Genomic DNA, 12,931 nt, shown 5'->3' on the forward strand with positions numbered 1-12,931 from the left:
TCCAGGCAAGCCAGCGCCTGCAGCTGGAATGTGTTGAATTCAGAAATGGGTGAAGGTCAGGCCCAGCTTGTAGGTCGGGCCGTACTCTTCGTATTGGCCGTTGTAGCTGCGATGGCCGGTGTAGACGTAGTACGACTCATCGGTGAGGTTCTGCGCCTCGAAGCTGACCTGCAGGTTTTTACTCAGCGAGTAGCGCGCGCTGAAGTCCACGAAGGTCTGCGCGTCGACGTGCAGGTCGTGGGCCTTGTCGTTGATCGAGGCGAGTTCATACAGGTACGCCGACTTGTAGTTGGCCGACACGCGCAGGCTGAGCCTGTCGTTTTCCCAACCGAGCATCAGGTTGCCGACGGTGTCCGACTGGTTCGGCAGGCTGATGTTGCGCTTGCGATTACGGCCGCTGGCACTGTCGAAGCCTTCGATATCGGCGCTGGAGCGGCTGAACGTGCTGTTGGCACCGATCAGCAAGCCGTTCCACGGCGCGGGCAGCCAGTCGAATTTCTGCGAGTAGGCCAGTTCCAGGCCGTAGAGCTTGGCGCTGTCGCCGTTGGCGTAGGTGTGGGCCTCGGCGAAGTTGGTCCAGGCGCCAGTGCCGGCCAGGTCGGTGTTGTAGACGAAATTCTTGATGTCCTTGTAGAACACGAACGCCGACACGGTCCCGGCGCGCCCCATGAAATGCTCGATGCCCAGGTCCAGGTTGCTCGACTCCAGGGGCTTGAGGTCCGGGTTGCCGAAGGTGGCTTCGTCATCGTCGATGACAAACCCCGGCGCCAGCTGGCCGAAGGTCGGGCGCACCACGGATTTGGTCCAGGCGGCGCGCAATTGGGTGTTCTTGTCGATCTGGTAGCGCGCATGCAGGCCGGGCAGCCAGTGGTGATAGCGGCGCTTGGTTTCGGTGGGCGTGAACACTCCATCGGTCGCGCCGGTGCCCTTGGCTTCGAACTCGGTGCCCTCGTAGCGCAGGCCGGCGATAAAGCGCCAGTCGTCGATATCGACGGTGTTCATCAGGTAGCCGGCATTGATGTCCTCGCGGATGGTGAAGTCGTTGACCCGCGATTCAGTCTCGTCATAGAAATCCGCCGGGTTGAGACTGCCGATCAACTGCTTGATCGCGCCGGGGCTGATGCCGGGGCCGTAGTTGCCGAGGCGATAGTCGACAGAGCCCTTCTGAAATTGAGTGAGGTTGAGCTGGTCGGCGGTGAAGCCCAGGGTGTCGAAGTCTTGGTAGACCCAGGCCTCCAGGTCGTTGTCCTTGTTGCGACGGCTGACCTTGCCGCCGAACTTGACCTGGGACGCGTAGCCGCCGAGGTCATAGTCGCGAGCCAGGTCCAGGCGCAGGTTTTTCTCGGTGTCCTTGGTGTTCTGCTTCTCCCAGTCGACCTTGTCGAGGGTGAAGTTGCTCGCGTCGTAGAAACCGGCGCCGATGATCGGACGCGGCTTGTCCTTGTCATAGAAGCCGCTGTTGGCGAAGTCGCCGCCGTCAAAAGTGGCGCCGGCAATGTGCGCCGGGCTGTCTTCGCTGGACTGGCTGTAGCCGGCCTGGCCGCTCAAGGTCCAGAGGCCGAGCATGCGTTCGCCGCCGAACACGTAGGACTGGATCTCCTGGGTTTCCTCGCGATTCTTCAGCTTGCGCTTGCCCTCGGCATCGCCCAGTTCGCCGGGCGCCTGGGGGTCGGCAAACTCGATGCTGGTGGAGTTGCGGGTCTCGCTGTCCTTGTAGCGGCTGTAGAGAGTGCGCAAGTAGTAGCTGCTGAGGTCATCGGGCTTGTAGTCGAAGTTCAGGCCACCCCCGGCGCGTTCGCGGCTGATGTCGTAGTCGCGCTGTTCGAACTCGTTGAGTCTGGCGCCATCGGTGAAGTCCCAGGCGCCGCCGGTCTCGACGTTGTCCGAGCCGAAGTCGCGCTTCTGCCAACTGAGGGCGGCGGCCACGCCAAAGTTGTCGATGCCGTCGCCAAGGCTGAAACGGTTACTGGCGGCGCCGGAGAACTTGGGGCTGGTCTGGCGGGTGTTCTTGTCGTAGCTGGCTTCGCTGCTGCCGGTGTAGAACAGGCCCTTGTGGTCGAAGGCCGACAGGCTTTGCACGTCGACGGTACCGCCGAGGGAGTTGGCGTCCATGTCCGGCGTGAGGGTCTTGATCACCGACAGCGATTGCACCAGTTCCGAGGGCAGCACATCGAGCGCCACCGCGCGGCGCGCGCTTTCCGGCGCGGGCACCAGGGTGCCGTTGATGGTCACGCTGTTGAGGTCCGGGCCCAGGCCGCGCACGCTGACAAAGCGCCCTTCACCCTGGTCGCGCTCGACGCTGATGCCCGGCAGGCGCTGCACCGCTTCGGCGACGTTTTCATCCGGCAACTGGGCCACGCCGTCGGCATGCACCACGCTCTTGATGCTGTCGGAGCGGCGCTGCTCCTTGAGCGCCTGGTCCATGGCGGCCGCCTGGCCAACCACTTCGACGTGCTCGGTGGTGGCCGCCTCGGCAGCGTTGAGCCGCTCGCTGGCCATCGCCAGGGCCAAGGCAGTGAGCGTGAAGCTGACGAGCCCGGTGCGCTTGTACATGCAATCCTCCCCAAGAATCCATTGGCGCCAGGCAAGAGGCCCGGCAACTGGGAGGGCAAGCTAGGGGTGGGGGATGACGGTTCTGTGACAGGGATCGGCACGAAGGCCCGTAAACCGGGCTTTTGAGGCCCTATGCCGGGGCAAATGAGCTGATATGACCTCGATTAAGTGTGGGAGCGGGCTTGCTCGCGAAAGCGGCCGTTCAGGAACAGATGGGCCAACTGACGTAACGCTTTCGCGAGCACGCCCGCTCCCACATTTGTTCGGCGTTTGGCGGGAAATTTTATTTATCCCATGAGCTGATTCGACCCTCCCCCACCGTCATCCAACCGTCACATGCATCTGCTGTGCTGGCGCCCATCGCTCATTTGCCCAAGGACTCGCGGCCATGTTCTCCGTGCTCAAACCCCATCGCTGGAAACTCGCGCTGCTGCTGGTTGCCGCCAACCTCGGGCTGATCCTGCACCTGGCCTGCGGCGAGTTGAAATACGTCAGTGAATGGGCCTGGCTGGACATCTTCGGCGAAGGCGGCTCGGCCCTGTTGGCACTGGTGTGGCTGGGCCTGGTGCTGAAAAGCCGACCCGCCGGGCGCGTCACCAATTACCTCGCGCTGGGGCTGTCGTGCATCTTCTTTTCCTGGTGGATCGACAGCCTCGACGAATTTATCCGCCTGCCCGACAGCATCACCTGGGACCACTGGCTGGAGTCCGGGCCGATGCCGGTCGGCATGATCCTGCTGACCATCGGCATCTACCACTGGCACCGCGAACAACTGGCGATCAGCGCGCAAATGGAGAAGCGCGAACGGCTGTTTCGCGAGCATCGGCTGTTCGACAAACTCACGCCGCTGGCCGGCGCCGACTACCTCAAGCGCCAGTTGGCCGACAGCCTGCAGGACAGCCGCGAGCAACAACAACCGCTGTCACTGCTGGCCCTGGACCTGGATAACTTTGCCGCTATCAACCAGGCTTTCGGGCACGTCGAGGGCGACGCGGTGTTGCAGGCCCTGAGCCATTTGCTGTTGCTCAACCTGCGCCGCCAGGACTTGCTGTGCCGCCTGGCCGGCGACCGTTTTGTGGTGCTGTTGCCCAACACCGGCGAACGCCAGGCCCAGGTGCTGGCGCTGGAGTTGCAACAGGCCGTGCGTGGCCTGGCCCACAAGACCCGCCAACAGGGCGAACGCCTGCAATTGGCCGCGACTACGGCGGTGGTGATGGCCCTGGACGAGTCGCCCCACGACCTGCTCAAGCGCCTCAACCTGGCGCTGGCACGGGCCAAGCAACCGCTGGCGAAAAGTGCCTGAGATGGCCGTCAAGACCAGCTGGTATGAAAGCGACACGCGCTTTATCCCCGGGCATTACCAACCCGCTACCTTGATCGACCTGGCCTTGTCCCGCGACATCGACAGCCATCGCCTGCTGCGCGGCACCGGGCTGTTCCACGAGGACATCCTGGCCGGCAACGCGCGGTTGAGCCCGCAGCAGTTCCTGGCCCTGATCGGCAACAGTCGCAAACTGCTGGATGCCGACGACAGCAGCTTCCTGTTTGGCCAACGCCTGCTGCCCGGCTACTACGGCGCCGCCAGTCACGCCCTGGGCCACGCGCAGAACCTGCACCAGGCACTCGAACTCCTCATCCAGCAGCAAGTGCTGCTCAGCCCATTGGTCAGCCTGCAACTGGAGCTGGATGAGCACCACGCCTACCTGTATTGGCTCGACAGTTGCGGCGCCGGCGAGCACTGGCGTTTCCTGCTGGAGGCCAGCGTGACCTCACTGGTTGCCATGAGCCAATGGCTGAGCGGCCAGCGGCTGCCGTGGGCGTGCAGTTTCAGCCACGCCGAGCCGCGTTATGTCGAGCAGTACTGGGTGAACCTGGGCGAAAGCACGCGCTTTGCGCGCCCGCTGGACATGCTCAGCATTCCGCGCGAATACCTCACCCACCCGTGGCCGGGTGCCTCGGCCACTGCCGGCCAGGTCGCACGTCGCCAGGCCTGCGAGCAGATCGAACACTTGGGCTTTGCCGGCAGCTTTCTCGACTGCCTCTACGACTACCTGCGCGATCAGGTACGCCAGCCGCCGAGCCTGGAACAGGCGGCCCAGGCGTTTGCGATGAGCCCGGCGACCCTCAAGCGCAAACTGCACAAGCACGACACCGGTTTTCAGCAGCAGGTGGACCGCGTGCGCAAGCAGGTGGCGTTGCACCTGTACCAGGTCAAGGGCTACAGCAATGAGGAAGTGGCGGCGTACCTGAATTTCAACGACGCAGCCAACTTCCGACGCTCATTCAAGCGCTGGACCGGCAGCACCCCGAACCTGATCCGCCAGTTGTTCAACAGCCACTAGCCAGGCGTTCGCGCAAGAACTCCACCAGCGCCTGGACGGGTCGTGAGCTTTGCCGGTGCTGCGGGTACACCGCCGACAGGGTCAGGGCTTCGGGGGCGAAGTCGTCCAGTACACTCACCAGGCGCCCGTCCTTCAAGGCCTCGCCGACGATAAAGGTCGGCAAGTAGGTGACGCCCAGCCCGGCAATCGCGGTGTCGCGCAGCAGCTCGCCATTGTTGACGCGCATGCGCCCGCTGACGTTCAGCGCCTGCAGCTTGCCTTTGAAGCGCCACTGCACCTGGCGGCCATGGCCGTAGGGAAGGCAGTCGTGGTCGGCAAGATCGTCGGGTTTCTGCGGGGTGCCGCGCAGGGCCAGGTAATCCGGGCTGGCGCAGTAGACGCGCGGGATGCTGGCGATACGGCGGGCAATCAGGGTGGAATCTTCCAGGGTGCCGATGCGCAGCACCAGGTCGTAGCCTTCGCCGATCAAATCCACCGGGCGGTCGCTGAGGTCGACTTCCACCGACACCTGGGGATAGCGCTGCAAAAACTGCGGCAACAGGCAGCCCAGGTGCGCCATCGCAAACGACAACGGCGCGCTGAGGCGCAGGGTGCCGCGCGGTTCGCTGTTCTGGCCGGCGATGCCCTGCTCCACTTGCTCGACTTCGGTGAGCAGGCGCAAGGCGGATTCGTAGTAACTCTGCCCCAGCGGCGTGACGTCCAGGCGGCGGGTGGAGCGGTTGAGCAGGCGCACGCCGAGGCGGTCTTCCAGCTGGATCAGGCGGCGGCTGACGAACTGCTTGGACAGGCCGAGCTGTTCGGCGGCGGCGGTGAAGCTGCCGGATTCCATGACCTGGCAGAACAGGCGCATGTCTTCGAAGGGGTTCATTGTCGCTTCTCGGTGGACAGTTTGGAGGTTTATAACCGGATGGTCGCAACACCACAAATCAAATGTGGGAGGGGGCTTGCCCCCGATTGCGGTGTGTCAGTCTCAATAGCTTTGACTGATACACCGCTATCGGGGGCAAGCCCCCTCCCACATTGATCACCTACAGGCTTGAAAACCGGTTACTTGGCAGTAAACGCCGAGTAGCTGTTCATCAGGTTGCGGTAGTTGGGGATGCGCGGCGACAGCAGGTTGGCCAGGCCTTCCATGTCGTTGCGCCAGTCCACTTGCAGCTCACAAGCCACGGCGAACCAGTTCACCAGTTGCGCACCGGCGGCGGTCATACGGGCCCAGGCGGCTTGTTGCACAGTTTCGTTGAAAGTACCGGAGGCGTCGGTGACCACGAACACCTCGAAGCCTTCGTCGAGCGCGCACAGGGTCGGGAACGCGACGCACACGTCCGTCACCACGCCGGCAATGATGATCTGCTTACGACCGGTAGCCTTGACCGCCTTGACGAAATCTTCGTTGTCCCAGGCGTTGATCTGGCCAGGGCGGGCGATGTACGGCGCGTCCGGGAACAGTGCCTTGAGCTCTGGCACCAGTGGGCCGTTAGGACCGCCTTCAAAACTGGTGGTCAGGATGGTCGGCAGGTTGAAGAACTTCGCCACATCGGCCAGGGCCAGCACGTTGTTCTTGAATTCGTTGGGGGAGAAATCCTGCACCAGCGAGATCAGGCCGGTCTGGTGATCCACCAACAGCACCACCGCGTCATCTTTGTTCAAGCGCTTGTAAGTCATGGGTTAACTCCTTCGGGGGTTTAAAAAGCAAAACACGAGCAGCCAAACGCGCCCCAGAAACCCTGGAAGTCGCTGACCGGCACGCTGCTGAGGCGGGCCTTTTCATGGCTGTGGGAATGCACGCCGCACGGGCCGCTGCACTGGTGAACCTGAGCCTGCACCGGTGAAGTCGGGCGCCAGTGCCCCGGCACCTTGACCACCGGCGACCAGTCCGGCAGCACCGGCACACGCGGTGGCGCGACATCGTCGAAGTCGCCGGCGCCGTACACCACCTTGCCGCCGACCACGGTCAGCACCGATTCGATCCACTTGATGGCCTCTTCATCGACGCTGAAAAAATCCGCCGACAGCGCCGCCACGTCCGCCAACTGGCCGACCTTGATCTGGCCCTTCTTGCCCTGCTCGGACGAGAACCAGGCGCTGCCATGGGTGAACAGTTCCAGCGCAGTCAGGCGCGGCAGGCCTTCGGCGTGCAGCTCCAGGCCGCCCACGGTGCGGCCGCTGACCATCCAGTACAGCGAGGTCCACGGGTTGTAGCTGGAGACCCGCGTGGCATCGGTACCGGCGCCTACCGGCACGCCTTCGGCGAGCATGCGCTTGATCGGCGGCGTGGCTTCGGCCGCCTTGGCGCCGTAGCGCTCGACAAAGTATTCACCCTGGAACGCCATGCGGTCCTGGATCGCAATACCGCCGCCGAGGGCGCGCACGCGCTCGATATTTTTCGGCGTGATGGTTTCGGCATGGTCGAAAAACCACGGCAGGCCATTGAACGGAATGTCGCGATTGACCTTCTCGAACACGTCGAGCATGCGCGAAATGGACTCGTCATAGGTGGCATGCAGGCGGAACGGCCAGCGCTGCTCCACCAGATGGCGCACCACCGGCTCCAACTCCTGCTCCATGCTCTGCGGCAGGTCGGGACGCGGCTCGAGGAAGTCTTCGAAGTCGGCGGCAGAGAACACCAGCATCTCGCCGGCGCCGTTGTGGCGCAGATAATCGTCGCCCTGATGCAGACTGACGCTGGAGGTCCAGTGCTTGAAGTCGCTGAGTTCTTCCTTGGGCTTCTGGGTGAACAGGTTGTAGGCGATGCGCACCGTCAACTGTTGATCCTTGGCCAGTTGTTCGATCACCGCGTAGTCATCGGGGTAATTCTGGAAGCCGCCACCGGCATCGATGGCGCTGGTCAGGCCGAGGCGATTAAGTTCGCGCATGAACTGACGGGTGGAGTTGACCTGATATTCCAGCGGCAGTTTCGGGCCTTTGGCCAAGGTCGAGTAGAGGATCATCGCGTTGGGACGCGCCACCAGCATGCCGGTGGGGTTGCCGTGACTGTCGCGCACGATCTCACCGCCCGGCGGGTTCGGCGTGTCCTTGGTATAGCCGGCCACGCGCAGTGCAGCGCGGTTGAGCAAGGCACGGTCATACAGGTGCAGCACGAACACCGGCGTGTCGGGCGCGGCCTGGTTGAGTTCGTCGAGGGTGGGCATGCGTTTTTCGGCGAACTGGAATTCGTTCCAGCCGCCGACCACGCGTACCCATTGCGGCGTCGGGGTGCGATCAGCCTGGTCCTTGAGCATGCGCAAGGCATCGGCCAGCGACGGCACGCCTTCCCAGCGCAGTTCGAGGTTGTAGTTGAGCCCGCCACGGATCAGGTGCAGGTGCGAGTCGTTGAGGCCGGGGATCACGGTACGGCCCTTGAGGTCGATGACCTGGGTGCCACTGCCGCGCAGAGCCAGGGCTTCACCGTCGGTGCCGACGACGACAAAGCGGCCTTCATGAATAGCGACGGCGGTGGCGCGCGGGTTTTCACGGTCCACGGTGTGGAACTGGCCATTGAACAGAATCAGATCGGCGTTCATAGGGTTTCCTTTACTGAGGCTTCAAGCCAGGGAGCGAACAGGCGGGTGGCGGCCGGCATCAGCAGGTAGACCACCAGCAGCACGATGGTCAGCGTCACCAGGAAGGTCGCGACCACGTAGTTGGATAAAAACGGGTGCAGGCGCAGGACCGGGCCCCACACGATGGGCACCAGCAGGGTCAGCGGCAGGATCACGCACAGGGTGACCACCGCCTGTTTCCAGCGCGGCGGCTTGGCGGCGCTGTCGGCCAGGGGCGTGAACCAGAACTCGTTGACCGCGCCGATTTCGGTGTTGTCGCCGTCCGCCAGCATGGGTGTGGCTTCGGCGATCAGGGTTTTGCGCTCGGCGGAATCGAGCCAGGTTTGCAGGTCATCGGTGGAGCGGTAGCGCAATACGCAGGTGAACAGCGCCAGGCCGTTCTGTTTGCTGCGCACGACGTCGACACCGAGGTGCCCGGGGCGCGCGCCGGCGATTCGTACGATGTGGCGTAGCCAGGTTTCGTAGTTGGCTTCCTGGCCGGGTTTGATCAGGTGTTTGACGACCAGGGTGACGACTTCGTCGGGTCCGGTTTTGGGTGCTGGGTGCATGGGTGCCCCTCTGCCTTGATGGTTTGGCGGTGAGAGGAGTTTGGGGGGATGGGGGGTGGGGAAAATTGGATGTACGTGCTGTTTGGTGGGGGACGTTGAGATTGAGGTTGAGTGTATATCCGTTATTTGGGTAATGGCCGCGTATGGTTCCGCTCTTACAGCGGGTCACTTTTGAACAGCGCAAAAGTAACCAAAACGCTCTTGCCCCAACACTCGGCACCTCGCCTAGGCTCGGTGTGCCCTCACTCCGGCTTGAATCCGTAGGCCGCCGCAATGGGCCATCCTTGGCCCAGTGCGGCTAACCCGGCGTCCTGCCGGGTTACCCACGGATTCAAGCCTGCGTTCGGCCAGCGTGTTTGATGGGGCGCCTAGATCAAGATCAAGATCAAAAGCGACTCGCTTCGCATCGTGGGTTGTGGTTGTTTACGCCAGGCCGGTATTGAGGCCGACACCGCCGATTCCCTGTGGGAGCCGTCGAGCCCCGGCGAGGCCGCGAAAGCGGTGTGTCAGGCGCGAAATACTTCGGCAATACCACCGCCTTCGCGGCCTCGCTGGGGCTCGACGGCTCCCACATTTGATCCTTTGGGGCGGCGGATTACGGGGTGTGACTCAAGGCTGCTTGCGACAGGCCGGTATCGAGACCAAGACCGCCGATTCCCTGTGGGAGCCGTCGAGCCCCAGCGAGGCCGCGAAAGCGGTGTGTCAGGCACTAAATTCATTGGCAATGCCGCCGCCTTCGCGGCCTCGCTGGGGCTCGACGGCTCCCACATTTGATCTTTGGGGCGGCGGATTATGGGGGGTGACTCAAGGCTGCTTGCGACAGGCCGGTATCGAGGCCAACACCGCCAATCCCCTGTAAGAGCCGGCCCCTACAGATTTCTGCTCTTGATCTAACCACTCAGGCCGGCTGTCAGGCCGCCGTGCTTTTGCTTTTGCTTTTGATCTTGATCTTGATCTTGATCTTGATCTTGATCCTAGGCGCCCCATCAAACACGCTGGCCGGAATTCGATATTGATTTGGGGGGTAAACCGGCAGGGATGCCGGTTTAGCCGCCCCGCGCCATGGATGGCGCGTGGCGGCGGCCCCCCAAATCAATGTCGGATTACGGGCACACCGAGCCTAGGCGAGGTGCCGAGTGTTGGGGCAAGAGCCCTTTTGGTTACTTTTGGGGCTCTTTTCCAAAAGTGACGCGCCGTAAGGGCGCAACCAATAGCAGCCGTTACCCAAATAAAAGAATGCAAACCCGACCGTCACCCCGGCAACGGAATAACCCGCAAAGCCCGCACCGACTTGTAGGAAAAACTCGAATAAATCTCCTTAACACAAGGCAGCGTCTGCAACACCTCCCGCGCAAACTCTCCGAACGATTCAAGGTCCCTGGCCACCACTTCAAGCAAAAAGTCATACCGCCCCGACACGTTATGACACGCCACGATTTCCGGGATTTCAAGCAGCCGCTGCTCAAACGCGCGGGCAATTTCCTGGGTGTGGCTGTCCATCATGATGCTGACAAACGCCGTCACGCCATACCCCAGCGCCTTGGGCGACAGGATCGCCTGGTAACCGCTGATCACGCCGCTCTCTTCGAGGTTGCGCACGCGGCGCCAGCAGGGCGAGGTGGTGAGGGACACCCGCTCGGCCAGTTCGGCTACGGTGAGGCGCGCATTGCCTTGCAGCGCGTTTAAAAGGGCCTTGTCGGTACGATCGAGACTCACGGGCATATCTTGCCTCTGATTGTTGTTTTTATCGGGTTTTCATCCCGGTACGTGGGATTTGGCAGCAAACTTTGCAATGTTCATCTTTGGTTATGAGCATAGCATTGTAGGAAATAAGGAGCGTCCGACATGAACAATAAACACAATGCATTCGGCTTTTCCACCCGCGCCATCCACCACGGCTACGACCCCAAGGACCACCACGGCGCACTTGTCCCGCCCATTTATCTGTCGGCGACGTTCGCCTTTCCCACCGCCGAATACGGTGCTGCGTGTTTTGCCGGCGAAGCCAATGGGCACTTTTATACGCGTATTTCCAACCCGACCCTGGCACTCCTGGAAGCACGCATGGCCAGCCTGGAAAACGGCGAGGCGGCAGTCGCCTTCAGCTCGGGCATGGGCGCGATTGCCGCGACGTTCTGGACCCTGCTGCGCCCCGGTGACGAGGTAATCGTCGGCCAGACCGTCTACGGCTGCACCTTCGCCCTGCTGCACCACGGCATCGGCGAGTTCGGCATCAAGGTGCGGCACGTCGACCTGACTGACCTGGCCGCCCTGCAAGCGGCAATCAGCCCGGCCACGCGCATGATCTACTGCGAGACCCCGGCCAACCCCAACCTGCAACTAGTGGATATCACCGCCGTGGCCGCCCTCGCCCACCAACATGGCGATATCACCGTGGTGGTCGACAACACCTACTGCACGCCCTACCTGCAACGCCCGCTCGACCTCGGCGCCGACGTGGTCGTGCACTCGGCCACCAAGTACCTCAGCGGCCACGGCGATATCACTGCCGGTATCGCCGTGAGCAGCCAGGTCCTGGCCCAGCGCATCCGCCTGCAAGGCCTCAAGGACCTGACCGGCGCGGTGATGTCGCCGCAGGACGCGGCCCTGCTGATGCGTGGCCTCAAGACCCTGGCCCTGCGCATGGACCGTCATTGCAGCAACGCCCAGGCGTTGGCCGAAGCCTTGCAGGCACACCCGGCCGTGGAGTCGGTGACCTACCCGGGCCTGCGCTGTTTCGCACAATACGCACTGGCGCAGCAGCAAATGAAAATGTCCGGCGGCATGATCGCCTTCGAGCTCAAGGGCGGGATCGACACCGGCCGGCGTTTCATGAATGCGCTCAAGGTGTTCACCCGCGCGGTCAGCCTCGGCGACGCCGAGTCACTGGCCCAGCACCCGGCGAGCATGACCCATTCCACCTACACCCCCGAGCAGCGCGCGCACCATGGCATCAGCGAAGGGCTGGTGCGCCTGTCGGTCGGCCTGGAGGATGTCGCCGACCTGCTGGCGGACGTGCAGCAGGCCCTGGCCAAATGCACCCGCGCCCTGCCCCGGCAGCCGGTGTTGGCGTCGCAGTCTGTGAGATAGGGCTTACGCGGGCTGTAGGGGTTTTATTTAATGCGGCTTTTTGCGGATTGGATCCCCATCACCCCGCCAGGCTGTACTAGCATACGTCCTGCACCCGAAACTCATGGACGAACTGATGAACTCACACCTGTTCCCACATATAGGCAAGGTCATCGCAAGCACCGGCAGTCGCCATTTCCCACGCATGCTGCATGACCTGATCCTCACCCAACTGGCAGTGGACGCCACCCATATCACCCAACTGCGCGTCAGTCACGAAGGCCACACCCGTCGCCAGATCAGCCCGGTCTATACCGACTCCGTGGCGACCCTGGGCGTGGAACAACCGGCCGCACAATTGCACCTCACCCGCCACAAGGACGACGTGCGCTACGTGCTCTCGGTGTACCGCTCGCACCAATCCGAAAGCTTTTCGCCGCAGGAACGCAGCATGCTGCAGGACTTCTCCACGCTGCTGCTGCCCATGGTCGAAAAACACATCACCGCGCTCCACCCGTGCCGCCAGGACAGCGACCCGGTGCCCGCGCAGAACCAGGGCATCGACACCCTACGCCGGCGCATCGAAGAACGGCTGGTGCAGTCGGGGCTGACCTTGTCCAACCGTGAACTGGAAGTGTGCGTGGGCCTGCTGGCCGGGCGCACGGCACCGGAACTGGCGGAGCAGTTGGCGTTGAAGGTCAACACCATCGAAAGCTACCTCAAACGCGCGGCGATCAAGCTCGGGATCAGCGGGCGGCACTCGTTGTTGCGGTGGATGTATGCCACCAAGGATGAAACAGCGCCTTAGCCCCCCCCTGTGGCGAGCAGGCTTGCCCTGCCCGCCACAGATCACCGC

10 protein-coding genes are annotated in these 12,931 nt (G+C 62.9%); 4 read left to right on the forward strand and 6 right to left on the reverse strand.

All coding sequences use genetic code 11. The features are described from left to right. Positions 1-39: 39 nt before the first annotated feature. Positions 40-2,553 (reverse strand): TonB-dependent receptor, encoded by a 2,514-nt coding sequence (locus C9990_RS18965; protein ID WP_106804279.1) that lies wholly within the window; start codon positions 2,551-2,553, stop codon positions 40-42. Between the two features lie 388 nt (positions 2,554-2,941). Between C9990_RS18965 and C9990_RS18970 the strand changes: the two genes are divergently transcribed. Continuing rightward, positions 2,942-3,856 carry a GGDEF domain-containing protein gene (locus C9990_RS18970; RefSeq protein WP_106804280.1) on the forward strand — a complete coding sequence of 305 codons (915 nt, stop codon included), beginning with the start codon at positions 2,942-2,944 and terminating at the stop codon, positions 3,854-3,856. Between the two features lies 1 nt (position 3,857). Then, on the forward strand, positions 3,858-4,895 hold the full coding sequence (locus tag C9990_RS18975; protein ID WP_106804281.1) for an AraC family transcriptional regulator: 1,038 nt from the start codon (positions 3,858-3,860) through the stop codon (positions 4,893-4,895). On the opposite strand, the gene C9990_RS18980 is transcribed toward C9990_RS18975, so the two are convergent. The 5 genes from C9990_RS18980 to C9990_RS19005 all read right to left on the reverse strand — a co-directional run bounded on the left by C9990_RS18980 (position 4,882) and on the right by C9990_RS19005 (position 10,728). Further along, the gene (locus tag C9990_RS18980; RefSeq protein WP_065906129.1) at positions 4,882-5,763 is read right to left on the reverse strand and encodes a LysR family transcriptional regulator; all 882 of its coding nucleotides are present in this window, start codon (positions 5,761-5,763) and stop codon (positions 4,882-4,884) included. The genes C9990_RS18975 and C9990_RS18980 overlap by 14 nt on opposite strands. A 179-nt stretch (positions 5,764-5,942) precedes the next feature. Continuing rightward, the gene (gene ycaC / locus C9990_RS18985; protein WP_027607149.1) at positions 5,943-6,560 is read right to left on the reverse strand and encodes an isochorismate family cysteine hydrolase YcaC; all 618 of its coding nucleotides are present in this window, start codon (positions 6,558-6,560) and stop codon (positions 5,943-5,945) included. Between the two features lie 20 nt (positions 6,561-6,580). Continuing rightward, the gene (locus tag C9990_RS18990; protein WP_106804282.1) at positions 6,581-8,419 is read right to left on the reverse strand and encodes an amidohydrolase; all 1,839 of its coding nucleotides are present in this window, start codon (positions 8,417-8,419) and stop codon (positions 6,581-6,583) included. After that, a complete protein-coding gene (locus C9990_RS18995) occupies positions 8,416-9,006 on the reverse strand; it encodes an antibiotic biosynthesis monooxygenase (RefSeq protein WP_065906127.1) in 591 nt (196 codons plus the stop codon). Before C9990_RS18995 ends, C9990_RS18990 begins: the two co-directional genes overlap by 4 nt. 1,251 nt (positions 9,007-10,257) lie before the next feature. Then, positions 10,258-10,728 carry an Lrp/AsnC family transcriptional regulator gene (locus C9990_RS19005; RefSeq protein ID WP_065910374.1) on the reverse strand — a complete coding sequence of 157 codons (471 nt, stop codon included), beginning with the start codon at positions 10,726-10,728 and terminating at the stop codon, positions 10,258-10,260. Between the two features lie 123 nt (positions 10,729-10,851). Between C9990_RS19005 and C9990_RS19010 the strand changes: the two genes are divergently transcribed. Together C9990_RS19010 and C9990_RS19015 are read left to right on the forward strand one after the other, a co-directional pair. Continuing rightward, positions 10,852-12,096: a methionine gamma-lyase gene (locus C9990_RS19010; protein WP_106804283.1), complete on the forward strand. Its 1,245-nt coding sequence runs from the start codon at positions 10,852-10,854 to the stop codon at positions 12,094-12,096. 115 nt (positions 12,097-12,211) lie between these two features. After that, positions 12,212-12,883, forward strand: coding sequence for a helix-turn-helix transcriptional regulator (locus tag C9990_RS19015; protein WP_177410338.1), 672 nt, complete (start codon positions 12,212-12,214; stop codon positions 12,881-12,883). The last annotated feature ends 48 nt before the right edge of the window (positions 12,884-12,931 follow it).

This window comes from Pseudomonas sp. S5D5, assembly GCF_003013355.1.
Taxonomy (GTDB): domain Bacteria; phylum Pseudomonadota; class Gammaproteobacteria; order Pseudomonadales; family Pseudomonadaceae; genus Aquipseudomonas; species Aquipseudomonas aylmerensis.